This is a genomic window from Enterobacter sp. BIDMC92 (assembly GCF_001030225.1).
GTDB classification, from domain to species: domain Bacteria; phylum Pseudomonadota; class Gammaproteobacteria; order Enterobacterales; family Enterobacteriaceae; genus Enterobacter; species Enterobacter sichuanensis.
The window spans coordinates 4106344-4132531 of sequence record NZ_KQ087598.1 but is presented as its reverse complement, the minus strand read 5'-3'; the positions used below and the strand labels follow the sequence as shown (position 1 = coordinate 4132531).

Below are 26188 nucleotides of genomic sequence, written 5' to 3'. Positions count from 1 at the left end.
AAAGCGAGGAGAGATCTCCTCGCTTTGTGTTCATTCAGTATAGCGTGCTTACCATTTCTTATTCAGAACGCGGTCGATGCTGTATGCACCCGGGCCAGTGACGGCCAGCAGCAGGAAGCCACCCGCGATGGTCAGGTTTTTCATGAACATCAGAGAGTTCACGCCTTCCGCAAAGTTACTGTGGAAGATAAACGCGGTCAGCACGGTGAAGCCCGCGGTAAACAGCGCGGTGGTACGGGTCAGGAAGCCGAACAGTACCGCCAGGCCGCCGCCGAACTCAAGAAGAATAGTCAGTGGCAACAGGAACCCCGGAACGCCCATGGCTTCCATATACTGCTGGGTACCCGCATAACCGGTGATTTTGCCCCAACCTGCCACGATGAACAGAATTGGCATCAGAATACGTGCTACCAGTACACCAACATCTTCTAATTTTTTCATTTTACTCTCCAGGAAACCACATCAGCGGCTGAACTTTATTTGTCTGCAATTCCGGGTAGATACCGCGGTATTGCTGTCGATGGAGAGCATCATAAACGTGACGGTTGGCGATTGTTAGCAAGGAAAACTGTCAATCTTCTTCAAAGATATTGAGTAAGGGTGCGTGCGCGCTGGTCCCCTCACCCCAACCCTCTCCCACAGGGGTGAGGAATCCCCAGTAATTTTTTACCGAAAGCGACGAAGGTTGTTTCAGGAAAATGAATGAATTACAGCGATGCCCTGGTCCGGCTGTAAATCGCCGAGGCGTTTCCGTAAGGCCGGGGCGAGGCGCAGGGATGCGCCGAGAGGGCGTGGCCTGCAGGGATGCAGGCTCATGCCCGACCCGATAGCCTGGAGGAATAAGCTGAGGGTACCGCGAAGCGGCGATTTACCGCCGGGAGCCCGGGTCGCCAGGGCGGCGGCGATTGAGCCGCCCTGGCACGTTCACAGGTCATGTTGTTACAGAGTAGCAATGAACATAAAGTGAACGGAACGTCCACCAGAGCCGTATGTTCCCCCTCACCCCAGCCCTCTCCCTCAAGGGAGAGGGGGTCGTCTGTGCAGACATTATTTTGTGGGGATCCCTCAGCCCACAGGGAGAGGGCGCAAAACAAAAAACGGTAACCAGGGTTACCGTTTTGCTTTTATCACCGCAGCTGCTGCTGACGAATTGTGGCTTTCACCAGACGCCAGGCGCTCCAGGCGCCAAAGCCTCGCCGCGCCCAGCGGATCAGCATATTCGGATGACGAACCGTCCAGATAGCCATCACGCTACTGCCGACCAGAGCCCAGGAACGCAGGCTCAGGAAGGTGTTCCAGCCACGATCAAAGCGTCGCGTCGCATCAATCCAGTCGCGACGGCTGGCAGACAGATCCAGCCGTTGCTGCTGGATCTGGCTTAACAGATACGCTTTGCGCTTCTGACGTTCGGCTTTACCGCTCACGGCTTGTCATCCTCCAGCAGGGCGCGATCGTTAGCCAGCTCCTGACGCGTATGGCGCAGGAAAGTGGACTGGCGTGCTTTACGCAGCGTCCAGATCCCGCCAATCAGCGCCGCAACCAGCAGCACGACGGTGGTGGCAATCATCGCGTTAAGACGATACTGCGGGTCAATGGCCCAGATGATTAACACCATCAGGCTCATCAGACCAAACGCGGCGAAGAGCATGGTCAGGCCCAGCATCAGCAGCATCTGGAAGAGGTTCGCTTTCTCCTCTTCCAGCTCTACCACTGCCAGCCGGACGCGCGTTTCGGCAATGCCAACCAGCGTTGTTAAAATACGCTGGCCGATGCCGAGGACGTTATTAGCAGGCCCTTGTGCGTGACGAGGATCTTCCATATCAACGACGCGTCAGAAGGACACCCAGTACCACACCGACTGCGGCACCAATCCCGACACCCGTCCATGGATTATCACGCACGTATTCGTCCGCACGGGCAGCCGCTTCGCGGGTCTGTTTTGCCAGTGCATCACCGGTTTCACCCAGGCGATAGCGGCTCTCTTTGAGTGCCTGCTCCGCTTTGCTACGCAGTTTGCTGACCTCTTCCTTTGACTTGTCAGCAGAGGAGTTCAGCACCTCTTCCAGGGTATCGGCCAGGGATTTCAGTTCAGCGCGCAGATGTTCAGACGTCGTATCTTTTGACATGATTCTCTCCTGTTGAGATTTCCGTTAACTCAATAATCGCGAGCTTCCAGCGCTTTCAGGTCGTCCTGCGCTTCTTTCAGCTTCTTCTCGCGCTTAGCAATTTTTTCCGCATCGCCTTTCTCTTTCGCTTCCTGCAGGTCGCGACGGCGTTCGGCTATCTCGTCCTTCTGTTCAGCGATTTTTTTCTGGTGATCGGCACGAAGCTTGCTGTCTGTACAGTTCGCTTTCACTTCGCTCAGCGCTTTTTTAAGACCATCAACACGGTGCTGATTGTTATGTTTTTCGGCATAACCGATCTCACGCTGAATATCCTGTTCTTTCTCCTGACAGAGAGAGTTTGCGAAGGATGCTGTGCTCAAAGAAAAAAGGGCCAGAGCCAGGGTCATGCGGAATTTCATTATCGAAACCTTCCATTGTGTTACGGCGTAAGCCGCGTTCCAGACTAATGCGGAGTACATTCGAGGGGTGCTCCGCGTACTTAAGCATAGTAAGTAAACGGGGGATTCACCAAAGTGGGTGAAAAGATTCGGAATCCTGGTAATTATCCGAACCGATGCGACGTATCGCGAATCAAGGACAGCCAGGCGGCAGGCTGGCTGTCATCTTCCTGCTGAGCGATGATATACCCGTGCGGCAGCGTACGGTCGAGAACCACTTTCGCGGCGGCACTTTGCGCACGGGAATCAAACTTAATCAGTAAAACGTCGTCCTGCGGGGTGATGCTCTTAAAGCGGATCCCGTTCGCATCAAGATGATGCCAGACAGAAAAGCCGTCAGGTACGCTCACCCCCTGGTTTATCGGGCGAATGGCCAGCGTCGATTCCTGATGCGAAAGCGCACTCCAGGCCAGCAGCATGGCGCTGATGACCACCAGGGCAATCGCGGTACAGGCAAAGCGGCGCAGGGCGAGCGGCGAGATAACCATCGTTAGCCTCTGGCTCCGTATTTCTTTTTCCACAGGACGACCAGCGAGCCAATCAGGCCGAAGACCAGCAGAACAACGGGCAGCAGCATCAGGCAGGACATCAGCTGGTCCTCATATTTCATGAAGACCGGGGTTTTACCCAGCGCATAGCCCAGTGTGGTCAGAATAAGCACCCACAGCAGGCCGCTCATCCAGTTAAAGAACTGGAAGCGTGTGCTGCTCAGCCCGGAGAGGCCAGCAATGGTCGGTAACAGGGTGCGTACAAAGGCGATAAAACGGCCTATCAGCAGCGCAGAAAGCCCGTGTTTATGGAACAGGTGGTGCGCCCGCTGATGATAGTGCGCAGGCAGATGCGAGAGCCAGTTCTGAACGATCCGGGTATTGCCCAGCCATCTGCCCTGGATGTAGCTCACCCAGCAGCCGAGACTCGCGGCGACGGTCAGTAACAGAATGGTTTGTGGAAATGCCATCGCCCCTTTGGCACACAGCACGCCGACAAGCACCAGTAAACTGTCACCGGGCAGGAACGCAGCAGGCAGCAAACCGTTCTCGAGGAACAGGATCATAAACAAGACAAAATAGAGCATGCCAATCATGGAAGGGTTGGCCAGCGTTTCAAAATCCTGCGCCCAGAGGGCATGCAGTAGTTGGGTCAAAAGTTCCATTCAGTGTTCCTGGAAATCGGTTAACGTCACGCCTGTTATCCGGGACAAACAGCACGGCGACATTGTTGTGATTTCATTATGGTCGCTCGCGGACACATTGCGGTGTGGCCAACACTGTTCCCTGTTAATTGGCTGGTTAGCAAGCACTAACTTACAAAATAACGAAGTGAATCCAATTGTAACAAAGCCCAACGTTCTGCGTCACAGAATTTGCAGGGGCGAGTTGATTTTGGCGTAAGGCCAGGAAGTGAGCGAGGGGATTTACAAAGGCTGACACTATATATGTTTTGCTTACCCACTTAAGCCGGAAGGCGCAGCGAAGCGCCTGCCAGCAGAAAGGTCATCTATTTTGCGCCACTGGAGGCCGTATCAAGATGAACAACAGGATTATCGGCAAAAAGATAGCGGTCAGCGTTAAATTCGAAGTCGTCGCTGGTTTCATTGAACAGCATCTGCTTGGTGTTTTCCAGGTGCTGCCACATCGCCAGTTTAGCGGCATGAGGGTCTTTACGGATCAGCGCCTTAAGAATTTGATCGTGATCGTCACACCAGTTGTCGACGGTACGGGAATCGATATGGTCGTGCAGTTTTTTCCAGTACGGGTTGTGAACGCGCTGAGTCCACATTTTCTCAACGATTGCCGCCAGCGCCGTATTTTGCGTGGCCAGAGCCACCTGAACGTGGAACTGCAGATCCCACTCTGAATCGCGGAAACATTTTTCCTTGCGGGCATTCTCCTGGATTTCCATCAATTTCATGATGTCCTGCTTGGTCACCTGCGTCGCCGCAAATTCGGCAATATTGCTTTCGATCAGCTGGCGAGCCTGGAGCAGCTCAAACGGGCCATAGCTGGCGAATTCCAGACTTTCGTCCGCGACGGGGGAGTGTTTCGGCAGATTGGAAATCACGTGAATGCCGGAGCCTTTGCGTACCTCAACGTAGCCTTCCACTTCCAGCATGATAATCGCTTCGCGCACCACCGTGCGGCTGACGCTTTTTTCATCCGCGATAAAACGCTCGGCGGGAAGTTTGTCACCGACAAGATAGACCCCTTGCTCGATGCGATTTTTCAGCTCGGCAGCAAGTTGTTGATATAAACGACGTGGTTCGGTGATTTCCATATGCGCTCCAGGCAGGGTACGGCAGATGATTTGTTATACCACTTTTGCGTGCCACTCTCCAGATTTTGCCATTAAAAAAGCCGCTACTGAGCGGCCTTTAAATGCCCGGCGGCGCTTCGCTTGCACGGGCCTACGGGTTTTGTAGGCCGGGTAAGCGTAGCGCCACCCGGCGGAAAAATGGTTGCTAACTCTGCGTCGCCGGTTTTCCGAGAGACTCTTTCGCCAGCTCTTCTGCCGATTTGCTTTTCAGCACCGTCCAGATCACCACCGCGCCCATCAGGTCGAAGACCGCCAGTACCGCAAACAGCGGGCTGAAGCCGATGGTATCCGCCAGCGCGCCAACCACCAGCGCAAACATCGTACTTGCGGTCCAGGCGGCCATCCCGGTCAGACCGTTGGCAGTGGCCACTTCGTTACGACCAAAGACGTCAGAGGAGAGGGTGATCAGCGCGCCGGACAGGGACTGGTGCGCAAAACCGCCGATGCACAGCAGGGCGATAGCCACATACGGGCTGGTGAACAAGCCGATCATCCCCGGGCCAATCATCAGCAGCGCGCCCATAGTCACAACCATTTTACGGGAGACAATCAGGTTCACGCCAAACCAGCGCTGGAACAGCGGTGGCAGATAGCCGCCAACGATACAGCCCAGGTCTGCGAACAGCATTGGCATCCAGGCGAACATGGCAATCTCTTTCAGGTTAAAGCCGTAGACTTTAAACATGAACAGCGGGATCCAGGCGTTAAAGGTACCCCAGGCTGGTTCCGCGAGGAAACGCGGCAGGGCGATACCCCAGAACTGACGGGTGCCCAGGATCTGCCAGACAGTCATTTTCTTGCCGTTGTTGGTCTGATGCTGCGCTTCCTGACCACCAATGATGTAGTCACGCTCTTCTTCAGACAGTTTTTTCTGGTCACGCGGGTGCTTATAGAACAGCAGCCACGCTATTGCCCAGGCAAAGCTCAGCACGCCAGAGATGATAAACGCCATCTGCCAGCTGTGCATTACGATAGCCCACACCACCAGCGGCGGCGCAATCATCGCCCCGATGGACGAGCCCACGTTGAAATAACCGACCGCAATCGAACGCTCTTTTGCCGGGAACCACTCCGAGCTGGCTTTCAGCCCGGCAGGGATCATCGCGGCTTCCGCGGCACCCACCGCGCCGCGTGCCAGCGCCAGACCGCCCCAACTGCCTGCCAGCGCCGTTGCCCCGCAGAACACCGCCCAGGCGATGGCGAAGAAGGCATAACCGATTTTGGTCCCGAGAATATCCAGCACATAGCCTGCCACCGGCTGCATGATGGTATACGCCGCGGAATAGGCGGCAATGATGTAGGAGTATTGCTGCGTGGAGATATGCAGCTCTTCCATCAACGTTGGCGCTGCTGCTGCCACGGTGTTACGCGTCAGGTAGCCCAGCACGGTGCCTAACGTCACCAGCGCGATCATATACCAACGTAACCCTTTAATTTTACGCATCTAAAACCTCATCGTTATGTTATTTCCGCGCCAGAGCACGGCAACCGCTCAACCGTTGCCGGGAGCCGTTGTGTAACGGGAGGGGCGTAGCCGGGAACAGCTCCCGGAACGGCCCGAACCTTGCCATAAGTAAGCGTGCATAAGTCGGTATCCGTACCGTTAAACCCGATGTCTCTCACACCGGTAATGCATTCCGTCGGCTAAGTGTTTGCGACGGCGAAAAGATAACTTGTCATACAACTTTAAAAGGTGAGTGACATCACAAATGTATGATTATTTGTGGGGACATTCGTCGCTGCGGGCAAAGCCAGTAATGGCGCGGACTGCAGCAGGGTTTGTTCCAGTAAGGGGAATGAATTTGTTGGCGTTTATTGATCTCACTCACGAAAAAAGGTTCGGTGGGTGGAAATTGGTGTGATAACTTTGCAGCATATGAACATACGCTTTCTGACGCTCCCGTAATGAGGAAGACGATAATGACGCCGTTTATGACTGAAGATTTTCTGTTAGATACCGAGTTTGCCCGCCGCCTGTACCACGACTACGCCAAAGACCAGCCGATTTTCGACTACCATTGCCATTTACCGCCGCAGCAGGTTGCCGAAAATTACCGTTTCAAAAACCTGTATGACATCTGGCTGAAGGGTGACCACTACAAATGGCGCGCCATGCGCACCAACGGCGTGGCTGAACGCCTGTGTACCGGCGACGCCACTGACCGCGAGAAGTTTGATGCCTGGGCGGCGACCGTTCCGCACACCATCGGCAACCCGTTATTCCACTGGACGCATCTTGAGCTTCGCCGTCCGTTTGGTATCACCGGAACACTGCTCTCTCCAGCGACCGCGGATGAGATCTGGGATCGGTGTAATGCGCTGCTGGCACAGGATAACTTCTCCGCGCGCGGCATCATGAAGCAGATGAACGTAAAAATGGTGGGCACCACCGACGATCCGATTGACGCTCTCGAGCACCATGCGGCCATCGCCAAAGACAGCGCGTTTGACATCAAAGTGCTGCCAAGCTGGCGCCCGGATAAAGCTTTTAATATCGAACAGGCCACATTTAAGGATTACATGGCGAAGCTGGCCGAGGTTTCTGATACCGACATCCGTCGTTTCGCAGACCTGCAAACCGCCCTGACCAAACGGCTGGATCACTTCGCGGCGCACGGCTGTAAAGTGTCTGACCATGCGCTGGATGTGGTGCTGTTCGCGGAATCAAACGAAGCCGAGCTGGACAGCATTCTGGCGCGTCGTCTTTCCGGTGAGTCCCTGAGCGAGCATGAAGTGGCGCAGTTCAAAACGGCGGTACTGGTGTTCCTCGGCGCAGAATATGCCCGTCGCGGCTGGGTACAGCAGTACCATATCGGCGCGCTGCGCAATAACAACCAGCGCCAGTTTACGCTGCTGGGCGCGGATGTGGGCTTCGACTCCATCAACGACCGTCCGCTGGCTGAAGCGCTGTCTAAGCTGCTGAGCAAGCAGAACGAACAAAATCTGCTGCCAAAAACCATTCTCTATTGCCTGAACCCGCGCGATAACGAAGTGCTGGGCACCATGGTCGGCAACTTCCAGGGTGAAGGGATGCCGGGCAAGATGCAGTTCGGTTCCGGGTGGTGGTTCAACGACCAGAAAGACGGTATGGAGCGTCAGATGACGCAGCTGGCGCAGCTTGGCCTGTTAAGCCGCTTTGTCGGCATGCTGACCGACAGCCGCAGCTTCCTGTCCTATACCCGCCATGAATACTTCCGCCGCATCCTGTGCCAGATGATTGGCCGCTGGGTACACGCAGGCGAAGCGCCGGCGGATATCCAGCTGCTGGGCGAAATGGTGAAAAACATCTGCTTTAACAATGCGCGCGATTACTTCGCCATTGAACTGAACTAAGGCCGTTTGAGGTTGATATGCAATACATCAAAATCCATTCGCTGGATAACGTGGCCGTCGCGCTGACGGATCTCGCTGAAGGCGACGTGGTGACCGTTGATAACCAGAGCGTCACCCTGCGTCAGGCGATTGCTCGCGGACATAAGTTTGCCGTGAAGCCTCTCGCCAAAGGGGACAACGTCGTGAAGTACGGTCTGCCGATTGGGCATGCGTTAGCGGATATTGAGCCAGGTGAACATCTTCATTCCCACAATACCCGCACCAATCTTAGCGATCTGGACGAGTACAGCTATCAACCTGATATACCCGCAGAAAGCGTTCAGGCGGCGGATCGCGAGGTGCAGGTCTACCGTCGCGCCAATGGCGACGTGGGGATCCGCAACGAGCTGTGGATCCTCCCGACCGTCGGCTGCGTCAATGGGATTGCGCGTCAGATCCAGACGCGCTTTCTGAAAGAGACCAATAATGCCGAAGGCACTGACGGGGTGCATCTCTTCAGCCATACCTACGGCTGCTCCCAACTGGGTGACGACCATATCAATACCCGTACCATGCTGCAAAATATGGTGCGTCATCCGAATGCGGGTGCGGTGCTGGTGATCGGCCTCGGCTGCGAGAACAACCAGGTGGACGCCTTCCGCGAGACGCTGGGTGAGTTTGACCCTGAGCGCGTGCATTTTATGGTGTGTCAGCATCAGGATGACGAGGTGGAAGCGGGCATTGAGCAGCTTCATCAGCTTTATGCGGTGATGCGACATGACAAGCGCGAGCCGGGCAAACTGAGCGAGCTGAAATTTGGTCTGGAATGCGGCGGGTCCGATGGCCTGTCCGGTATCACCGCCAACCCGATGCTGGGCCGTTTCTCGGACTACGTGATCGCCAACGGCGGCACGACGGTGCTGACCGAAGTGCCGGAGATGTTCGGTGCGGAGCGTATTCTGATGAGCCACTGCCGTGACGAAGCGACGTTTGAGAAAACCGTCACCATGGTGAACGACTTCAAACAGTACTTCATCGCCCATAACCAGCCGATTTATGAGAACCCGTCGCCGGGTAATAAAGCGGGCGGGATCACCACGCTTGAAGAGAAATCCCTCGGCTGCACCCAGAAAGCGGGCGCGAGCCAGGTCGTCGATGTGCTGCGCTACGGCGAGCGCCTGAAAACGCATGGTCTCAACCTGCTGAGCGCCCCCGGAAACGATGCGGTCGCCACCAGCGCACTGGCCGGCGCAGGCTGCCATATGGTGCTGTTCAGCACTGGCCGCGGCACGCCGTACGGCGGTTTTGTACCGACGGTGAAAATCGCCACCAACAGCGAGCTGGCGGCGAAGAAAAAACACTGGATCGACTTTGATGCCGGACAGCTGATTCACGGTAAAGCGATGCCTGAGCTACTGGCGGAGTTTGTGGACAGTATTGTGGAATTTGCTAACGGCAAGCAGACCTGTAACGAGAAGAACGATTTTCGCGAGCTGGCGATCTTTAAGAGTGGTGTGACGCTGTAATCGGTGCGGCCTGATGCCCTCACCCTGACCCTCTCCCACGGGGAGAGGGTACAAACACTAAAAACGGCAACCTCAGGGTTGCCGTTTTGCTGTTAACCTCGCAGGGCGTTCTTCGCTAAACGCGCGTCTTCCGCCTGACAGGCCGCCGCGGTAAACAGCACGTCGGTAGAGGAGTTCAGCGCGGTTTCGCAGGAGTCCTGCAGCACGCCGATGATAAAGCCGACGGCTACGACCTGCATGGCGATCTCGTTCGGGATACCGAACATATTGCACGCCAGCGGGATCAGCAGCAGCGAACCGCCCGCCACGCCGGATGCGCCACAGGCGCACAGCGATGCCACGACGCTAAGCAGCAATGCGGTTGGCAGATCCACCGGAATACCCAGCGTATGCACCGCCGCCAGAGTCAGTACAGTGATCGTAATCGCCGCACCCGCCATATTCACGGTTGCGCCCAGCGGGATCGACACGGAATAGGTATCGCGATCCAGGTTCAGCTTCTCCGCCAGCGCCATGTTCACCGGAATATTTGCCGCAGAGCTGCGGGTGAAGAAGGCATAGACACCGCTCTCACGCAGGCAGGTCAGCACCAGCGGATACGGGTTGCGGCGGATCTGCCAGAACACCAGCAGCGGGTTGATCACCAGTGCCACCAGCAGCATACAGCCGATCAGCACAACCAGCAGCTGGGCATAGCCCCACAGCGCGTCAAAACCGGTGGTCGCCAGCGTGGAGGAGACCAGACCGAAAATCCCGACTGGCGCAAAGCGAATCACCAGTTTCACCATAAAGGTCACGGCGTTCGACAGATCGTTAACCAGATTTTTGGTGGTCTCATTACCGTGACGCAGCGCGAAGCCCAGACCAATCGCCCAGACCAGAATACCTATGTAGTTGCCGCTCATCAGCGCCGTGACAGGGTTAGAAACCATGCTCATCAGCAGACCGCGAAGCACTTCCACAATCCCGGATGGCGGCGTGATCTCACCGGCGGCGCTGGTCAGATGCAGCGTGGACGGGAACAGGAAGCTAAATACAACGGCTGTTAATGCCGCGGAGAAGGTTCCCAGAACATACAGGAACAGAATAGGGCGAATGTTGGTTTTTTGTCCGTGTTGATGGTTGGCGATAGATGCCATCACCAGCATCAGAACCAGCACCGGCGCGACGGCTTTCAGGGCGCCAACGAACAGTGTCCCAAGCAGCCCCGTAGCTTCCGCGGCAGGTTTTGAAACCATCGCCAGCAGAATACCCAGCACCAGCCCGACCAGAATTTGTTTTACGAGGCTGCCCTGCGCCAGGCGCGCGAACAGACCGCTAGATTGTGTGCTCATACGTTATTCCTGAGTGAAATTGCGTTCCATCCTGGATGTGCTCTAAGTCACATTTATGTCCGGATGTAAGAAAATGTTTGCCAGGTCGAGTATAGGGAATGCGCGAAAGGAGGGAAGCGTAAAATGCTGGATTTTACGTGTTGCGTCATGTTTTTTAACTATTGATTAACGAAAATGCCGGGTGGCGCTGCACTTGCCCGGCCTACGGGGTGACGTTGTAGGCCCGGTAAGCGCAGCGCCACCGGGCAAAACGTACTAAGCCTGCTGCTTTTTATCGTGCTGGCGGTTAACCCAGGTATTGATAATTAGCGTCACGATCAAAATGCCAAACACCACGCCGAGCGAGATGGCGATCGGGATATGGTAGAAATCGACGATCAGCATCTTGATACCGATAAACACCAGGATCACCGACAGGCCGTACTTCAGCATTGAGAAGCGCTCCGCCGCACCTGCCAGCAGGAAGTACATGGCGCGCAGACCGAGGATCGCAAACAGGTTTGAGGTCAGCACGATGAACGGGTCGGTGGTCACCGCGAAAATAGCCGGGATACTGTCCACGGCGAAAATCACATCGCTCAGCTCAACCAGAATCAGCACCAGCAGCAGCGGGGTGGCAAACAGCAGACCGTTCTTACGCACAAAGAAATGCTCGTTCTCGATCCTGTCGGTCATGCGCAGATGTCCACGGATCCACTTCACCAGCGGACGATCGCCAATCGCCGAGCCGTCCTCTTTCGCCAGCGCCATTTTGACCCCGGTAAACAGCAGGAACGCGCCGAAGACGTACAGCAGCCATTCGAACTGGGTAATCAGCCAGCTACCGGCGAAGATCATAATGGTACGCAGAACGATCGCGCCCAGCACGCCGTACACCAGCACGCGGCGCTGCAGGGCAGCAGGTACGGCAAAGTAGCTGAAAAGCATCAGCCAGACGAAGACGTTATCGACTGCCAGCGCTTTTTCAATCAGATAACCGGTGAGGAAGGCGAGCGCCTGAGGATCGGCCACTGCCCGGCCCTCGGTGGAGGCCAGATACCACCAGAAGGCGGCGCAGAAGAGCAGAGAGAGGGTAACCCACACCAGCGACCAGACGGCGGCCTGTTTCATGGTCATACCGTGCTCGCCGCGACGCCCCTGCAAAAAGAGGTCGATCGCCAGCATGATGAGCACGATAACCGCGAATCCGCCCCACAACATTGGAGTGCCGACAGAATGCATACTATTTTCCTTACACATAAAAAACAAAAACGGCTATGGTCAGAAGACGATAGCCGTTAGCTTTTTATGCATAGACCTCGCCTTCCGGCAAGGTCTCACTTACAACCACGAGGGTTGCCCGGCGACCGGATGCGGTTTTGCACGCATCGTAATGACGATCCACCGGCGAAGAAGTTACTCCCCTTTGCAGGTAACAAAATATGTCAGACCATTGGTTTCGTCAATGGTCTGCACCGTTTCATTACACAGCTTTACGCGATAGCGTTCGCGCTCACGCCGTCTGCCGGGAACACCACGCCGGTCTGACGGCGGATCTCCGTTTGCAGTTTCGACGTGCTGCGGCTCACCGCGAGCCCCGGGTGATTCACTTCGTTGTCTTCCACCAGACGGGCGAAGACCTCTGCCTCATAGAGCATAGTGTTTATATGCTGAGGCTGCGTCAGCTCCTGCGCTTTACCACCGCGCGGCACAAAGCTGACCTTCTGGCACTCGGAGATCTTCTCGATCACCAGCGACCCGGCTTCGCCCTGAATTTCGCTCGGCAGCACGGAATCGCTGACTTTGGAGTGCTGCAGCGTGACGCTAAAATCACCGTAATCCAGCACCACTAACCCGTGTGCATCCACGCCGCTCTCCAGCAGGCTGGCCTGAGCGCTTACGCTGTGCGGCTCGCCCCACAGCGCCACGGCGGAGGCCAGGCAGTAAAAACCGATATCCATAATCGAGCCGTTCGAGAAGGCCGGGTTAAAGGTGTTCGGGTTCTCGCCGTCCAGATAGCGCTGGTAGCGCGACGAATACTGGCAGTAGTTGATAAAGGCTTTACGCATCTTGCCAATTTTCGGCAGCGACTGCTGCAGCAGCAGGAAGTTTGGCAGGCTGGCGGTTTTGAACGCTTCGAACAGCACCACCTGGTTTTCGCGGGCCAGCGCAATGGCGGCTTCCACTTCATCGATGTTCGACGCCAGCGGCTTCTCGCAAATCACATGCTTTTTATGGCTGAGGAACAGCTTCGTTTGCGGGAAGTGCAGAGAGTTCGGGCTGGCGATATAAACCGCGTCAATGGCGTCGCTTTGCGCCATGTCCTCAAGTGAGGTGAAGAGATGCTCGACGAGGTAGTCGTTGGCAAAACTCTGCGCCTGCTCAAGGCTGCGGGAATAGACTGCGGTAAGTTTAAGTTTGCCGGTTTCATGGGCGGCGTCGACGAACTGGCGCGTGATCCAGTTCGTACCAATGACTGCGAAACGTATCATAAACGTTTACGTACTCCGTAGCGGGGAACCTTTAGCCACTGTAGCACGTCATCATGACAATTCGCGTGCGCTACTGCGCATTACCTTTTAACGATAAATGCGTAAGCCACAGGCGGGTATCAAACTCCAGCTGGTGGTACTGCGGCTCCATGTGGCAGCACAGGGAGTAAAACGCTTTGTCGTGCTCTTTCTCTTTCAGGTGCGCCAGTTCGTGCACCACGATCATTCGCAGGAAGGCTTCCGGCGCGTTGCGGAAAACCGTCGCGACGCGGATCTCGGCTTTCGCTTTCAGCTTGCCGCCCTGCACGCGGGAGATGGCGGTGTGCAGGCCGAGCGCGTTTTTCAGCACGTGGATCTTGTTGTCGTACATCACCTTATTGATCGGCGGCGCGCTCTTCAGATACCGGTTTTTCAGATCCTGCGTATACTGCCAGAGGGCTTTATCGGTCGCGACATCGTGCGTGCCGGGGTAGCGTTTTTCCAGCACTGCGCCCAGTTTCTGCTCGGCAATTAACGTGCGGACCTGGGAAAGCAGATGCTCCGGGTAGCCCTGGAGATAAGTCAGCTGGTTCATCAAAACCCCAAAATAAGTTGAAAACGGGTATACTCACGCACCCTTTTCAGGGATAACGCCGAAATTTTACCATTCAGGAGGGCCGATGAGCCACTTAGACAACGGTTTCCGTTCACTCAACCTTAAACGTTTCCCGGAGACGGACGACGTTAACCCGCTTCAGGCGTGGGAAGCGGCGGATGAGTATCTGCTGCAGCAGTTGGATGAGACTGAAATCCGCGGCCCGGTTTTGATCCTGAATGATGCCTTTGGCGCGCTGGGCTGCGCGCTGGCGGAACACGCGCCGTACAGCATCGGCGATTCTTACTTAAGCGAGCTGGCAACGCGTGAAAACCTGCGCCATAACGACATCGAAGAGTCCAGCGTGAAGTTCCTCGACAGCACCGCGGACTACCCGCAGGCGCCTGGCGTGGTACTCATTAAAGTGCCAAAAACCATGGCGCTGCTGGAGCAACAGCTGCGTGCGTTGCGTAAGGTCGTGACGCCAGAAACCCGCATCATCGCGGGTGCCAAAGCGCGCGATATTCACACTTCGACGCTGGAGCTGTTTGAGAAAGTCCTTGGCCCAACCACCACGACGCTGGCATGGAAAAAAGCGCGGCTGATCAACTGTACGTTCAGTGCGCCCGATCTGGCCGACGCGCCGGACACGCTGAGCTGGAAGATGGAAGGGACGGGCTGGACCATCCACAACCACGCGAACGTCTTCTCCCGCACCGGTCTGGATATCGGGGCGCGTTTCTTTATTGAGCATCTGCCGGAAAATCTGGAAGGGGAGATTGTCGATCTGGGCTGCGGTAACGGCGTGATTGGCCTGACGCTGCTGGCGAAGAACCCGGAGGCCAGCGTGGTGTTCAGCGACGAATCGCCAATGGCGGTGGCCTCCAGCCGTCTGAACGTGGAAACCAACCTGCCAGAGGCGCTGGACCGCTGCGAGTTTATGATCAACAACGCGCTGTCCGGCGTAGAGCCGTTCCGCTTCAACGCGGTGTTCTGTAACCCGCCGTTCCACCAGAAGCATGCCCTGACGGATAACGTCGCCTGGGAGATGTTCCACCACGCGCGCCGCTGTCTGAAGATCAACGGCGAGCTCTACATCGTGGCCAACCGCCACCTGGACTACTTCCACAAGCTGAAGAAGATTTTCGGTAACTGCGTCACCATTGCGACCAACAACAAGTTTGTGGTGCTGAAAGCGGTGAAGCTGGGGCGTCGTCGTTAAGATTGAGAGCGGTGCGGCCTGATGCCCTCACCCCAACCCTCTCCCACTGTACGGTCCGGGGACATAGTGAACGCTTGTTCGGGGACATGGTAGACACTTACAACTAAGGCATAAGAACCCGTTTATGGAGTCGCTTATGCCCTGGGATGCGAGAGATACCATGTCATTACGTACCGAGTTTGTTTTGTTCGCCTCGCAGGACGGGGCGAACATCCGTTCCCTCTGCCGTCGCTTCGGCATTTCACCTGCCACCGGCTACAAGTGGCTTCGTCGCTGGGCGGAGGAAGGGGCCTCCGGCCTTCAGGACCGCCCGCGCATACCGCACCATTCCCCGAACCGCTCATCTGACGACATCACTGCCCTGCTGCGCATGGCCCATGACCGTCATCAACGCTGGGGAGCCCGCAAGATTAAACGCTGGCTGGAAGACCAGGGGCACACCATGCCCGCCTTCAGCACCGTTCATACCCTGATGGCCCGTCACGGCCTGCTGCCGGGCACTTCACCGGGCATTCCCGCCACGGGACGGTTCGAACATGACGCGCCCAACCGGCTCTGGCAGATGGATTTTAAGGGCCACTTTCCCTTTGGCGGTGGCCGCTGCCATCCGCTCACTTTGCTGGACGACCACTCCCGTTTTTCCCTGTGCCTGGTGCACTGTAACGATGAACGTCGAGAGACCGTGCAGCAGCAGCTGGTCAGCGTGTTTGAACGCTACGGCCTGCCGGACAGGATGACGATGGATAACGGCTCACCGTGGGGAGACACCACCGGCACCTGGACGGCACTGGAGCTGTGGCTGATGCGCCAGGGTATCCGGGTGGGGCACTCCCGGCCGTATCATCCGCAGACGCAGGGCAAGCTGGAGCGTTTTCACCGCAGCCTGAAGGCGGAAGTGCTGCAGGGGAAGTGGTTCGCGGACAGCGGTGAACTGCAGCGCGCCTTCGACCACTGGCGGACGGTCTATAACCTTGAACGCCCGCATGAGGCGCTGGATATGGCGGTACCGGGCTCGCGGTATCAGCCGTCATCGCGACGGTACAGCGGCAACACAACGCCCCCGGAATACGACGAGGGCGTAATGGTCAGGAAAGTGGATATCAGCGGAAAGCTGAGCGTGAAAGGGGTAAGTCTGAGCGCGGGTAAAGCGTTCAGGGGAGAACGGGTCGGACTGAAGGAGACGCAGGAGGATGGCTGCTATGAAGTGTGGTGGTACAGCACGAAAGTGGGGGTGATCGACCTGAAGAAAAAGTCGATCACCATGGGTAAAGGATGTTAAAAAGTGTTCACCATGTCCCCGAACACCTGTCTACCATGTCCCCGGACTGTACACCCACAGGGAGAGGGAGCAAACCCGGCAATGTCCTAGATCGCCAGAGCTAATTTTGTCCCCTGCGCAATTGCCCGCCGCGCATCCAGCTCCATCGCCACGTCGCACCCGCCAATCAAATGCACTGTTTTCCCCGCCTCGCGCAGCGGATCTGCGAGATCCCGCTTCGGCTCCTGCCCGGCACATAAAATGACATGATCCACGCGCAGCAGCTGCGGCTCACCGCCGATCGTGACGTGCAGGCCCTCATCGTCGATCTTCTGGTAACTCACCGCCGGGATCATCTTCACCCCACGCGAGAGTAGGGTGGCGCGGTGGATCCAGCCGGTGGTTTTCCCCAGCCCTTCGCCCGGCTTACTCGCTTTGCGTTGCAGCATCACGATCTTTCGTGGGCTTTTCGGCAGCTGTGGCCCTTCCGGACGCAGGCCGCCGGACTGGTTCAGGCTGGTGTCGATCCCCCATTCCACGCAAAATTCGGCAATATTCTGGCTGGTGGCCTCGCCCGGCTGGCTTAAGTACATGGCGGTATCAAAGCCGATCCCACCGCAGCCGATAATCGCCACTTTCTCCCCAACCGGTGCTTTGTCACGCAGCACGTCGAGATAGCTCAGGACCTTCGGATGATCGATACCCTCGATCGCAGGCGTGCGTGGGGCGATCCCGCTCGCCAGGATCACCTCGTCGAACGCCAGCAGATCGGCCGCTTTTACCCACTGATTGAGGCGCAGATCCACGCCCGTCAGGTCGATCATCCGACGGTAGTAGCGCAGGGTTTCATAGAACTCCTCTTTGCCGGGGATCTGTTTGGCGATATTAAACTGCCCGCCAATTTCACCGGCGGCATCAAACAGCGTCACGCTGTGCCCGCGCGAGGCGGCATTGACCGCAAATGCCAGGCCCGCCGGGCCAGCGCCCACGACGGCCAGGCGCTTTTTAGTGACTGCCGGAATGACCGGCATTTTGGTTTCATGGCAGGCGCGCGGGTTGACGAGACAGGAGGTGACCTTGCCGACGAAGATCTGATCCAGACAGGCCTGGTTACAGCCGATGCAGGTGTTGATCTCATCCGCACGGCCGCTTTGCGCTTTGGACAGCAGTTCGGCATCGGCCAGGAACGGCCGCGCCATGGAGACCATATCGGCATCCCCGCGTGATATCACATCGTCCGCCACCTGCGGGTCGTTAATACGGTTGGTGGTGACCAGCGGAACAGAGACTTTCCCTTTCAGCTTGCGCGTCACCCAGCTGAACGCCGCACGCGGTACCGGGGTGGCGATGGTCGGGATACGCGCCTCGTGCCAGCCAATACCGGTGTTAATAAGGGTGGCGCCGGCGGCTTCAATCGCCTGCGCCAGTTGCACGGTTTCGTCGAAGGTGCCGCCGCCCTCCACCAGGTCGAGCATCGACAGGCGGAAAATAATAATAAAATCAGCCCCCGCACGTTCGCGCACCGCGCGTACCACCTCCACGGCAAAGCGCATGCGGCGGGCATAGTCGCCGCCCCATTCGTCGTCACGCTGGTTGGTGCGCGCGGCGAGGAACTCGTTAATCAGATAGCCTTCGGAGCCCATGACCTCGACACCGTCATAACCCGCTTCACGGGCCAGCGCGGCGCAGCGTGCGAAGTCGTCAATCAGCGCCAGGATCTCGTCGTGGCTGAGGGCATGGGGCGTGAAACGGTTAATCGGCGCCTGAATGGCGGAGGGGGCCACCAGATTCGGCTGGTAGCTGTAGCGCCCGGTGTGGAGGATTTGCAGGGCGATTTTGCCGCCCTCGCGGTGTACCGCGTCGGTCACCATGCGGTGGTGCGGCAGCTGTGACGCATCGTTTAACACCGCGCCGCCCTCCATGCCGACGCCGGAAGGGGCAGGAGCCACGCCGCCGGTGACAATCAGCGCCACCCCGTGGCGCGCGCGCTCGGCATAGAAGGCCGCCAGACGCTCGGCCCCGTCCGGATGCTCCTCCAGCCCGGTGTGCATCGAGCCCATCAGCACGCGGTTTTTGAGAGTGGTGAACCCCAGATCGAGGGGGGCGAATAACGACGGGTAGCGGCTCATAGTCTCTTCCAGTGTAAAATTATTGTTATGTGGTCGGATGAGTTACTAATTTAGCCAGCGGCGGAAGAAAGGTAAAAGCGGGATCGAATGATTGTGATAGATCTCAAAGAACTTCCCCGGTGGCGCTGCGCTTACCGGGGCTACAAAACCGTAGGCCGGATAAGCGTAGCGCCATCCGGCGTTATTTACGGCGCTGCTGCCCGCACCAGCCCTGGCGCCTGCCACATCGACGTCGTCAGCCCGCTGTCCACCAGCCCAAGCTGGTCGGCGTATACCGCCTGCCACTTCTGCATCATGCCGTCGTAGAGCTCGCGATGCTGTGGGTTCGGCGTGAACTCGCGGCTCCATTTCACCAGCCGCTCGCCCGTCGAGGCCATATCCGCAAACAGTCCCGCGCCTGTTCCGGCCGCGATCGCGCAGCCCAGCGCCGTGGCTTCTTTCACTTCCGGCACACGCACCGGCAGGCCGGTAACGTCGCTTAAAATCTGGCTCCACAGGGCACCTTTTGACCCGCCGCCCGCGAAGACGAGGCTCTCAAACGTCACGCCGGAAAAGCGGGATATCTGCGCCAGGTTACAGGCCGAGACAATCGCCGCGTTCTCTTCCAGCGCGCGGAACAGCGTCGCTTTGTTGCACTTTTCCGGGTCGATGGAGAGGTTAATAAACGACGGTGCAGCGTGGTACCACTGCTTAAAATGCATCGCGTCGGAGAAGATCGGCATCACCCCGTGGGAACCTGCCGGCACGCGGCTGGCCATCTCTTCCAGCAGGGAATAGGTATCCATCCCCATCCGTTCGGCAATCAGTTTTTCCTCGGCACAAAAGGCGTCGCGGAACCAGCGCATGGTCAGGCCGGTAAAGAAGCTGATCGACTCCGCCTGCGCCATGCCGGGGATGACGTGCGGGTTCACGCGGATGTTCATTTCAGGATCGGTGCGTACCTGCGGCAGGTTGACCACCTGCTGCCAGAAGGTGCCGCCCAGCACCGCCGTCTGCCCGGCGCGGACCACGCCCAGCCCCAGACAGCCCAGCTGCACGTCACCGCCGCCCATCACCACCGGGGTCCCTTCGCGCAGTCCGCTCTGCTGCGCGGCTTCATGGGTGATGGCCCCCAGCACGGTGCCGGTCTCTTTCACCGGCGAGAGGATATCGGCCCGCAGCCCGGCCATGTCCAGCAGCGCCGGACGCCAGTCGCGGGAGAAGAGATCCAGCATGCCGGTGGTGCCCGCGTTGGAGGGGTCAACGGCCAGCTCGCCGGAGAGTTTCGCCGCCAGCCAGTCGCTGATCATGGTGATGGTTGCGGCCTTGCGGTAGATGTCCGGACGATGGTGCGCCAGCCACAGCAGGCGCGGCATCGCGCTCAGGGCCAGGGTCTGGCCAGAAACGTCGTACACTTCGGATTCAAAACGGTCGTCGTGGATCTCTTTGAGCTCCGCCACCTCGCGGCTGGCGCGGGCGTCCACGTTGGCGCAGGCCCAGATGGCCTCGCCGTTGCGGTCATACAGCACAATCCCTTCGCGCATTGAGCAGCAGGCGACGGACTGAATATCCCCCGCGCTCAGGCCCGCTTGCGCCAGCGCCAGATAAATACACCGGCAGGTCAGCCGCCAGTTGGTGTCGAGGTCAAACTCCATCGAGCCCGGCACATTTTCCACGCTCAGGTGCTTCCACTCGGCCTGACCAACGGCAATCTGGTTGCCCTGTAAATCGAAAATAACGGCGCGAACGCTGCCTGTCCCTGCATCTAACGCTAAAAGGTAACTCATGAGCTTGCCTCGTAGTTAGCGCAGGGCGACTCTTATCCGGCCAGAGCCAGCACCGCGCGGGCTGTCGTCTCTTCCGTCACCAGGCCATTGATACGGCGACCTTTCAGTGCGGCATAAATCGCATCGGCTTTTTCAACACCGCCGGCCACGCCAACGATGGTGGGCAGTTGCGCCAGTTCATCCAGCGTGACGCCCAGTAATTCTTTATGGATCTCCAGCTCCTCGACGCATTCCCCTTCGGCATTGAGGAAATAACCGAGAATGTCGCCGACCGCGCCTTTACGGGCGTACATCAACTGTTCGCCCTCGCTGATATAGCCGGAGCGCAGTATCGTTGCGTCACGGCGCTGGTTCACCGAACCAATGCCGACCACCGCCACGTCGGCTGCGGTCGCGGCAAGGATCACGTCCCGCACGCTGGTTTCGCGTTTTAAGATCCCGGCGACTTCTGCGGATGACACGCGCAGCGGGGCGGGGATCATGCTGACGCTGCAGGCGGCGTCCAGCTGGCCGATTCCGGTCATATACGGCCCCACGCCACCGGAAAGGGTGACCAGGCGGATCTGCTGTGAGCTGATAAAGCCGCTCAGGTACTGCAGGCTGCTCATGGTGGTTTCACCAAATCCCACCGCTAACAGCTGGCCGGGTTCCAGCACGCCCATCAGTGACTGCGCAGCGCCAATGCCTAACCGCACACTCATCGGCGGCGTATTCAGGGCAGGCAACACGCGCACCAGCTTCAGGCCAAAGCGCTGTTGTAGCTCGGTTTCCAGCGCCAGACAGCCCTCGTAGCGGGAATTGATCTGCACCCGGATCACCCCGGACTGACGCCCCTTCTCCAGCAGGCGGGAGATTTTAAGCCGCGGCAGGCCAAGCCGTTCGCCAATGTCATTCTGGGTCAGCCCGTCGTGGTAGTAGCACCAGGCCACGCGGGCCACCAGCTCCTCTTCAGCCAGTGCCAGCCCGGCAAACCGTCCTTCTTCCGCAGTGCGTTTATCGCTCATAGTTGAACTCTTATAAAAATTTAGATCATATGTTCGCGTTGGCGCGCGGGGAAAATGTGAGCCACGCGACAAAACGGATCTTTATGGTGCTTTCTGTTTAATCTGGATCTTAATCGATAAAACTGTGATCCCTGCACGGTTGTAAATATAGTTCACCGTCTACGCTTTTGAACATTATTAAATCTAAAAATCATTTGTTCAATAGCGGAGCGATGATGACCCCACTTCTTAAAGCGCGCGATATCTGCAAGCAGTTCTCCGGTGTGCCGGTTCTGAAAGGCATTGATTTCACACTGCTTGCGGGTCAGGTACATGCGCTGATGGGCGGTAACGGTGCGGGAAAATCGACGCTGATGAAGATCATCGCCGGGGTTGAGACGCCGGACAGCGGTGAACTTTGTGTCGGGGAGCAGTCATATGCGCGGCTCTCCCCAGTGCAGGCGCACAAGTCAGGCATCTATCTGGTGCCGCAGGAGCCGCTGCTGTTCCCCAACCTGACGGTGAGGGAGAACATCCTTTTCCGCCTGCCGCGCGAACGGGATCTGGAGAAGCGGCTGGCCGATAAGCTCCAGCAGTTGCAGTGCCAGCTTAACCTCGATGCCACTGCCAGCACCCTTGAAGTGGCGGATCAGCAGATGGTGGAGATCCTGCGCGGATTAATGCGCAACGCCAGGATCCTGATCCTTGATGAACCCACGGCCTCGCTCACGCCCGGCGAAACCGAGCGCCTGTTCCGGCAGATCCGTGCCCTTCAGGATCTCGGCGTCGGGATTGTCTTTATCTCCCACAAGCTGCCGGAGATCCGCATGCTTTCGAGCCACGTCTCGGTGATGCGCGACGGCGCGGTGGTGCTGAGCGGCGAAACGGCGCAGTTCGACGATAACGCCCTGATCGCCGCCATGACGCCGGTGAGCCGGGAGAAAGGCTTAAGCGACGCGCAAAAACTGTGGCTGGCGTTGCCGGGCAATCGCCGCACCCAGCCGCAGGACTTTCCGGTGCTGCGGGTGGACTCACTCACCGGGGAGGGGTTTATCGATCTGAGCCTTGAGATCTACGCGGGAGAGATCGTCGGTCTGGCCGGGCTGGTGGGATCCGGGCGCACCGAGTTTGCCGAAACCCTCTACGGCCTGCGCCCGGTGCGCGGCGGGCGGGTCTGGCTGGAGAATCAGGAGATCACGCACGAGAGCGTTGGCGCACGGCTGGACAAAGGCCTGGTCTACCTGCCGGAGGACAGGCAGGTATCCGGTTTGTTCCTGGATGCGCCGGTTCGCTGGAACACGGTGGCCCTGAACGAGCCGTCTCTCTGGCATCAGCGCAAGCGGGAGTCTGCGGTGGTGGAACGCTACCACCGGGCGCTCGGGATCAAGCTCAACCATGCGGATCAACCCGTGCGCACCCTCTCCGGCGGCAACCAGCAGAAGGTGCTGCTGGCACGCTGTCTTGAAGCCAATCCATTATTGCTGATCGTCGATGAGCCCACGCGCGGCGTGGACGTGGCGGCGCGGGCCGATATCTATCAGCTGCTCAAAAGCGTGGCGGCGCAGAACGTGGCGGTGCTGATGATCTCAAGCGATCTCGATGAGTTTCCAGGCCTCGCCGATCGCGTGCTCGTGATGCATCAGGGCGTGCTCAGCGGCGAACTGCCACGCCACGCCGTCAGCCTGGATCGCATGATGGCGCTGGCGTTCGGAGGACAATCATGAAGACGTTACTGAAAAATCGCGAGCTGAGCGCCTTTCTCGCCATTCTGGCGCTGTTTGTCGTGCTGGTGGCGCTTAATCCGGCGTACCTGAGCCTTCAGACGCTGGGGATGATCTTCGCCAGCGCGCAAATCCTGATCCTGCTGGCGCTCGGTGCCGCGCTGGTGATGCTGACCCGCAATATTGATGTCTCCGTGGGCTCTACCGTCGGGTTGTCGGCAATTGCCGTCGGCGTGGCGCTCAACAGCGGCTACAGCCTGCCGGTGGCAATGCTCTTTGCCCTGTCCGTTGGCGCGTTGGCGGGGGCATTCAACGGTTTTCTGGTGGTGGGGCTGCGCATTCCGGCGATAGTCGCCACCCTCGGCACGCTGGGGCTGTACCGCGGGGCAATGCTGCTCTGGACCGACGGGAAGTGGATTGAGGGGCTGCCGCCCGGGCTGAAATCCCTCTCAGAGCCGGTGGCCCTCGGTGTTTCGCCGCTCGGTATGGTGGTGCTGTTTTTAGCCGCCGCAGGTGCGTGGACGCTGTCGCGCACCGCCTTTGGTCGTGATTTCTATGCCGTGGGGGATAACCTTGCCGCGGCGCGCCAGCTGGGCGTGGCGGTGAACCGCACGCGGATGATCGCCTTTACTGTTAACGGCATGCTGGCGGCCTGCGCCGGGATCGTCTTTGCCTCACAGATCGGTTTTGTGCCGAACCAGACCGGCAGCGGTCTGGAGATGAAAGCCATTGCCGCCTGCGTGCTCGGCGGCATTTCACTGCTGGGTGGCACGGGCACGCTGATTGGCGCGTTACTCGGCGCCTTCTTCCTGACGCAAATCGATACCGTGCTGGTGCTGTTTAAGCTCCCGGCGTGGTGGAACGACTTTATCGCCGGGCTGGTGCTGCTGGGCGTGCTGGTGCTCGACGGGCGGCTGCGCCAGGCGCTGGCGCGTCATCAGCGGGCGCTCAAGTACGGCCGCTTCCAGCCGGGCAACCGAGGGGGAAAGCACGTCACCCCCTTTCCCAAACGCAAAAAAGAGGTGGCGTAAATGAAGCTTAACTGGGAAAGCGCGCTGCTGATGTTACTGGTGCTGGAGATCCTGCTCTTTGGCGCCCTTAACCCGCGCATGCTCGACATCAACATGCTGCTGTTCAGCACCAGCGATTTCATCTGCATTGGCATTGTGGCGCTGCCGCTGACGCTGGTGATCGTCAGCGGCGGGATCGATATTTCGCTGGGGTCCACCATCGGCCTGTGCGCTATCGCGCTGGGGGTGATGATGCAGGCCGGGTGGCCGATGGCGGTTGCCATTCCTCTGATGCTGCTGCTGGGCCTGCTGTGCGGACTGCTGAATGCGGCGCTGATCCACTACACCGGCATTAGTCCTCTGGTTATCACCCTCGGCACGCTCTACCTCTACGGCGGCGGGGCGCTGCTGCTCTCCGGCATGGCGGGAGCGACGGGCTATGAGGGGATTGGCGGCTTCCCGGACAGTTTTACCGCGTTCGCTAACCTCACGGTGCTTGGCCTGCCAGTCCCGCTGGTGCTGTTCGCGGTGATGACCGTTTTCTTCTGGCTGATTGCCCACCGCGGGCGCTTTGGCCGTCATCTGTTCTTGATCGGGCAGAACCCGCGCGCGGCGCGCTACGCAGCGCTGTCGGTGAACGGCATGCCCTACGCGCTGTACGGCCTGGTGGGCGTGGCCTCGGCCATTGCCGCGCTGGTGATGGTCTCCTATTTCGGCTCTGCGCGTTCGGATCTGGGGCGCGATTTGCTGATGCCCGCACTCACCGCCGCCGTGCTCGGCGGGGCCAATATCTACGGCGGGTCAGGTTCGGTTGTCGGTACGGCGCTGGCGGCGCTGCTGGTGGGCTACCTGCAACAGGGTTTACAGATGGTCGGCATCCCCAACCAGGTGTCGAGCGCGCTGTCAGGGGCGCTGCTGGTTGTGGTGGTGATGGGACGGTCGCTGAGTCTGCACCGTGAATGGGTGCGCAATATCTTCCTGAAAACTACCCGGAGCGTAAGATGAAAACAAAACTGCTCGTCCTGGCAATGGCCCTCAGCTTCGCCTCGGCGCAGGCCGCGGACCGCATTGCCTTTATCCCGAAACTGGTGGGGGTCGGCTTCTTCACCAGCGGCGGCAACGGCGCGAAAGAGGCGGGGAAAGATCTTGGCGTGGACGTCACCTACGACGGCCCCACCGAGCCGAGCGTCTCCGGCCAGGTGCAGCTCATCAATAACTTCGTCAACCAGGGCTATAACGCGATTATTGTCTCCGCCGTGTCGCCGGACGGCCTCTGCCCGGCGCTGAAGCGCGCGATGCAGCGTGGCGTCAAGGTCCTGACCTGGGACTCCGACACCAAACCGGAGTGCCGCAGCATCTACATCAACCAGGGGACGCCGGAACAGCTCGGCGGCCTGCTGGTGGAGATGGCGGGCAAGCAGGTCACCAAACCGAATGCCAAAGTGGCGTTCTTCTACTCCAGCCCCACCGTTACCGACCAGAACCAGTGGGTAAAAGAGGCGAAGGCCAAAATTGAGAAAGACCATCCCCAGTGGCAGATCGTGACTACGCAGTTTGGCTATAACGACGCCACCAAATCCCTGCAGACCGCCGAGGGGATCTTAAAAGCGTATCCGGATCTGGATGCCATCATCGCGCCGGACGCCAACGCACTTCCCGCCGCCGCCCAGGCGGCAGAAAACCTGAAACGGGAAGGGGTAGCGATTGTCGGGTTCAGCACGCCGAACGTGATGCGCCCGTACGTGGAGCGCGGCACGGTGAAAGCCTTCGGCCTGTGGGATGTCGTACAACAGGGCAAAATTGCGGTCAATGTCGCCGATCGTTTGCTGAAAAAAGGCGATCTTAACGTTGGCGACAGCGTGGACGTAAAAAATATCGGGGCGCTGAAGGTCGAGCCGAACAGCGTGCAGGGCTATCAGTATGAGGCGAAGGGCAACGGCATTGTGCTGCTGCCGGAGCGCGTGGTGTTCACCAAAGAGAACATCAACAAATACGATTTCTGACGG

The 26188-nt window shown here is 58.4% G+C and carries 24 protein-coding genes; 8 read left to right on the top strand and 16 right to left on the bottom strand.

Features of this window, described 5'->3' with window-relative positions; all coding sequences use genetic code 11:
- Nucleotides 1-48 precede the first annotated feature (48 nt).
- The 9 genes from SP99_RS19300 to SP99_RS19260 all read right to left on the bottom strand — a co-directional run bounded on the left by SP99_RS19300 (nucleotide 49) and on the right by SP99_RS19260 (nucleotide 6320).
- Entirely contained in the window at nucleotides 49-441 is a 393-nt protein-coding gene (locus SP99_RS19300) for a DoxX family protein (RefSeq protein ID WP_023309292.1), read from the bottom strand.
- A 686-nt stretch (nucleotides 442-1127) separates the two neighbouring features.
- Nucleotides 1128-1424 (bottom strand): YqjK-like family protein, encoded by a 297-nt coding sequence (locus SP99_RS19295; protein ID WP_008503139.1) that lies wholly within the window; start codon nucleotides 1422-1424, stop codon nucleotides 1128-1130.
- The gene (locus SP99_RS19290; RefSeq protein ID WP_025759867.1) at nucleotides 1421-1819 is read right to left on the bottom strand and encodes a phage holin family protein; all 399 of its coding nucleotides are present in this window, start codon (nucleotides 1817-1819) and stop codon (nucleotides 1421-1423) included. The genes SP99_RS19295 and SP99_RS19290 overlap by 4 nt, the downstream gene beginning before the upstream one ends.
- 1 nt (nucleotide 1820) lies before the next feature.
- Nucleotides 1821-2126 (bottom strand): ElaB/YgaM/YqjD family protein, encoded by a 306-nt coding sequence (locus SP99_RS19285; protein ID WP_008503141.1) that lies wholly within the window; start codon nucleotides 2124-2126, stop codon nucleotides 1821-1823.
- Between the two features lie 29 nt (nucleotides 2127-2155).
- Nucleotides 2156-2524 carry a DUF1090 domain-containing protein gene (locus tag SP99_RS19280; RefSeq protein WP_025759866.1) on the bottom strand — a complete coding sequence of 123 codons (369 nt, stop codon included), beginning with the start codon at nucleotides 2522-2524 and terminating at the stop codon, nucleotides 2156-2158.
- A gap of 143 nt (nucleotides 2525-2667) precedes the next feature.
- Nucleotides 2668-3051, bottom strand: coding sequence for an EnvZ/OmpR regulon moderator MzrA (gene mzrA / locus SP99_RS19275; RefSeq protein WP_047959514.1), 384 nt, complete (start codon nucleotides 3049-3051; stop codon nucleotides 2668-2670).
- Nucleotides 3052-3053: 2 nt separating this feature from the next.
- Complete coding sequence (yqjA, locus tag SP99_RS19270; protein ID WP_045286330.1) at nucleotides 3054-3716, bottom strand: DedA family general envelope maintenance protein YqjA; 663 nt, start codon at nucleotides 3714-3716, stop codon at nucleotides 3054-3056.
- 344 nt (nucleotides 3717-4060) lie between these two features.
- Nucleotides 4061-4837 (bottom strand): transcriptional regulator ExuR, encoded by a 777-nt coding sequence (gene exuR / locus SP99_RS19265; RefSeq protein ID WP_025759862.1) that lies wholly within the window; start codon nucleotides 4835-4837, stop codon nucleotides 4061-4063.
- Nucleotides 4838-5021: 184 nt separating this feature from the next.
- Entirely contained in the window at nucleotides 5022-6320 is a 1299-nt protein-coding gene (locus SP99_RS19260) for an MFS transporter (protein WP_047959513.1), read from the bottom strand.
- 476 nt (nucleotides 6321-6796) lie between these two features.
- On the opposite strand from SP99_RS19260, the gene uxaC reads away from it, so the two are divergent.
- Nucleotides 6797-8209 (top strand): glucuronate isomerase, encoded by a 1413-nt coding sequence (gene uxaC, locus SP99_RS19255; RefSeq protein WP_025759858.1) that lies wholly within the window; start codon nucleotides 6797-6799, stop codon nucleotides 8207-8209.
- 17 nt (nucleotides 8210-8226) lie between these two features.
- Complete coding sequence (locus SP99_RS19250; RefSeq protein ID WP_047959512.1) at nucleotides 8227-9714, top strand: UxaA family hydrolase; 1488 nt, start codon at nucleotides 8227-8229, stop codon at nucleotides 9712-9714.
- A 92-nt stretch (nucleotides 9715-9806) separates the two neighbouring features.
- Here the strand turns inward: SP99_RS19250 and sstT are convergent, their stop codons facing one another.
- From sstT to SP99_RS19230, 4 genes are all read right to left on the bottom strand, one after another.
- The gene (gene sstT / locus SP99_RS19245; protein ID WP_045286328.1) at nucleotides 9807-11048 is read right to left on the bottom strand and encodes a serine/threonine transporter SstT; all 1242 of its coding nucleotides are present in this window, start codon (nucleotides 11046-11048) and stop codon (nucleotides 9807-9809) included.
- 255 nt (nucleotides 11049-11303) lie between these two features.
- A complete protein-coding gene (locus SP99_RS19240; RefSeq protein WP_025759576.1) occupies nucleotides 11304-12269 on the bottom strand; it encodes a TerC family protein in 966 nt (321 codons plus the stop codon).
- Between the two features lie 251 nt (nucleotides 12270-12520).
- Nucleotides 12521-13519, bottom strand: coding sequence for a Gfo/Idh/MocA family protein (locus SP99_RS19235; protein ID WP_047959511.1), 999 nt, complete (start codon nucleotides 13517-13519; stop codon nucleotides 12521-12523).
- A gap of 70 nt (nucleotides 13520-13589) precedes the next feature.
- Nucleotides 13590-14093, bottom strand: coding sequence for a YgjP-like metallopeptidase domain-containing protein (locus SP99_RS19230; RefSeq protein ID WP_025759578.1), 504 nt, complete (start codon nucleotides 14091-14093; stop codon nucleotides 13590-13592).
- 85 nt (nucleotides 14094-14178) lie between these two features.
- On the opposite strand from SP99_RS19230, the gene rlmG reads away from it, so the two are divergent.
- Both rlmG and SP99_RS19220 read left to right on the top strand, forming a co-directional pair.
- Nucleotides 14179-15315: a 23S rRNA (guanine(1835)-N(2))-methyltransferase RlmG gene (gene rlmG / locus SP99_RS19225; protein WP_047959510.1), complete on the top strand. Its 1137-nt coding sequence runs from the start codon at nucleotides 14179-14181 to the stop codon at nucleotides 15313-15315.
- 136 nt (nucleotides 15316-15451) lie between these two features.
- Nucleotides 15452-16594 (top strand): IS481 family transposase, encoded by a 1143-nt coding sequence (locus SP99_RS19220; protein WP_047958346.1) that lies wholly within the window; start codon nucleotides 15452-15454, stop codon nucleotides 16592-16594.
- Between the two features lie 86 nt (nucleotides 16595-16680).
- Here SP99_RS19220 and SP99_RS19215 read toward each other — a convergent pair whose 3' ends face one another.
- From SP99_RS19215 to lsrR, 3 genes are all read right to left on the bottom strand, one after another.
- Nucleotides 16681-18702 (bottom strand): NADPH-dependent 2,4-dienoyl-CoA reductase, encoded by a 2022-nt coding sequence (locus tag SP99_RS19215; RefSeq protein WP_047959509.1) that lies wholly within the window; start codon nucleotides 18700-18702, stop codon nucleotides 16681-16683.
- Nucleotides 18703-18887: 185 nt separating this feature from the next.
- A complete protein-coding gene (lsrK, locus tag SP99_RS19210; protein WP_047959508.1) occupies nucleotides 18888-20468 on the bottom strand; it encodes an autoinducer-2 kinase in 1581 nt (526 codons plus the stop codon).
- Nucleotides 20469-20500: 32 nt separating this feature from the next.
- A complete protein-coding gene (lsrR, locus tag SP99_RS19205) occupies nucleotides 20501-21472 on the bottom strand; it encodes a transcriptional regulator LsrR (protein ID WP_047959507.1) in 972 nt (323 codons plus the stop codon).
- Nucleotides 21473-21687: 215 nt separating this feature from the next.
- Here lsrR and lsrA point away from each other — a divergent pair, with 215 nt between their 5' ends.
- Genes lsrA through lsrB form a run of 4 tightly spaced genes read left to right on the top strand, consistent with a single transcriptional unit; the run spans nucleotide 21688 to nucleotide 26185 of the window.
- Complete coding sequence (gene lsrA, locus SP99_RS19200) at nucleotides 21688-23175, top strand: autoinducer 2 ABC transporter ATP-binding protein LsrA (RefSeq protein WP_047959506.1); 1488 nt, start codon at nucleotides 21688-21690, stop codon at nucleotides 23173-23175.
- Nucleotides 23172-24203, top strand: coding sequence for an autoinducer 2 ABC transporter permease LsrC (gene lsrC / locus SP99_RS19195; RefSeq protein WP_047959505.1), 1032 nt, complete (start codon nucleotides 23172-23174; stop codon nucleotides 24201-24203). Before lsrA ends, lsrC begins: the two co-directional genes overlap by 4 nt.
- Nucleotides 24204-25187 carry an autoinducer 2 ABC transporter permease LsrD gene (lsrD, locus tag SP99_RS19190; RefSeq protein WP_047959504.1) on the top strand — a complete coding sequence of 328 codons (984 nt, stop codon included), beginning with the start codon at nucleotides 24204-24206 and terminating at the stop codon, nucleotides 25185-25187.
- The gene (gene lsrB, locus SP99_RS19185; protein ID WP_025759587.1) at nucleotides 25184-26185 is read left to right on the top strand and encodes an autoinducer 2 ABC transporter substrate-binding protein LsrB; all 1002 of its coding nucleotides are present in this window, start codon (nucleotides 25184-25186) and stop codon (nucleotides 26183-26185) included. Before lsrD ends, lsrB begins: the two co-directional genes overlap by 4 nt.
- The last annotated feature ends 3 nt before the right edge of the window (nucleotides 26186-26188 follow it).

Excerpts from the sequence above, each read along its gene's own strand:
- SP99_RS19300 (WP_023309292.1), bottom strand. The coding sequence starts at position 441 with ATGAAAAAATTAGAAGATGTTGGTGTACTGGTAGCACGTATTCTGATG.
- SP99_RS19290 (WP_025759867.1), bottom strand. The coding sequence starts at position 1,819 with ATGGAAGATCCTCGTCACGCACAAGGGCCTGCTAATAACGTCCTCGGC.
- SP99_RS19285 (WP_008503141.1), bottom strand. The coding sequence starts at position 2,126 with ATGTCAAAAGATACGACGTCTGAACATCTGCGCGCTGAACTGAAATCC.
- SP99_RS19280 (WP_025759866.1), bottom strand. The coding sequence starts at position 2,524 with ATGAAATTCCGCATGACCCTGGCTCTGGCCCTTTTTTCTTTGAGCACA.
- mzrA (WP_047959514.1), bottom strand. The coding sequence starts at position 3,051 with ATGGTTATCTCGCCGCTCGCCCTGCGCCGCTTTGCCTGTACCGCGATT.
- yqjA (WP_045286330.1), bottom strand. The coding sequence starts at position 3,716 with ATGGAACTTTTGACCCAACTACTGCATGCCCTCTGGGCGCAGGATTTT.
- exuR (WP_025759862.1), bottom strand. The coding sequence starts at position 4,837 with ATGGAAATCACCGAACCACGTCGTTTATATCAACAACTTGCTGCCGAG.
- SP99_RS19260 (WP_047959513.1), bottom strand. The coding sequence starts at position 6,320 with ATGCGTAAAATTAAAGGGTTACGTTGGTATATGATCGCGCTGGTGACG.
- uxaC (WP_025759858.1), top strand. The coding sequence starts at position 6,797 with ATGACGCCGTTTATGACTGAAGATTTTCTGTTAGATACCGAGTTTGCC.
- SP99_RS19250 (WP_047959512.1), top strand. The coding sequence starts at position 8,227 with ATGCAATACATCAAAATCCATTCGCTGGATAACGTGGCCGTCGCGCTG.
- sstT (WP_045286328.1), bottom strand. The coding sequence starts at position 11,048 with ATGAGCACACAATCTAGCGGTCTGTTCGCGCGCCTGGCGCAGGGCAGC.
- SP99_RS19240 (WP_025759576.1), bottom strand. The coding sequence starts at position 12,269 with ATGCATTCTGTCGGCACTCCAATGTTGTGGGGCGGATTCGCGGTTATC.
- SP99_RS19235 (WP_047959511.1), bottom strand. The coding sequence starts at position 13,519 with ATGATACGTTTCGCAGTCATTGGTACGAACTGGATCACGCGCCAGTTC.
- SP99_RS19230 (WP_025759578.1), bottom strand. The coding sequence starts at position 14,093 with ATGAACCAGCTGACTTATCTCCAGGGCTACCCGGAGCATCTGCTTTCC.
- rlmG (WP_047959510.1), top strand. The coding sequence starts at position 14,179 with ATGAGCCACTTAGACAACGGTTTCCGTTCACTCAACCTTAAACGTTTC.
- SP99_RS19220 (WP_047958346.1), top strand. The coding sequence starts at position 15,452 with ATGCCCTGGGATGCGAGAGATACCATGTCATTACGTACCGAGTTTGTT.
- SP99_RS19215 (WP_047959509.1), bottom strand. The coding sequence starts at position 18,702 with ATGAGCCGCTACCCGTCGTTATTCGCCCCCCTCGATCTGGGGTTCACC.
- lsrK (WP_047959508.1), bottom strand. The coding sequence starts at position 20,468 with ATGAGTTACCTTTTAGCGTTAGATGCAGGGACAGGCAGCGTTCGCGCC.
- lsrR (WP_047959507.1), bottom strand. The coding sequence starts at position 21,472 with ATGAGCGATAAACGCACTGCGGAAGAAGGACGGTTTGCCGGGCTGGCA.
- lsrA (WP_047959506.1), top strand. The coding sequence starts at position 21,688 with ATGACCCCACTTCTTAAAGCGCGCGATATCTGCAAGCAGTTCTCCGGT.
- lsrC (WP_047959505.1), top strand. The coding sequence starts at position 23,172 with ATGAAGACGTTACTGAAAAATCGCGAGCTGAGCGCCTTTCTCGCCATT.
- lsrD (WP_047959504.1), top strand. The coding sequence starts at position 24,204 with ATGAAGCTTAACTGGGAAAGCGCGCTGCTGATGTTACTGGTGCTGGAG.
- lsrB (WP_025759587.1), top strand. The coding sequence starts at position 25,184 with ATGAAAACAAAACTGCTCGTCCTGGCAATGGCCCTCAGCTTCGCCTCG.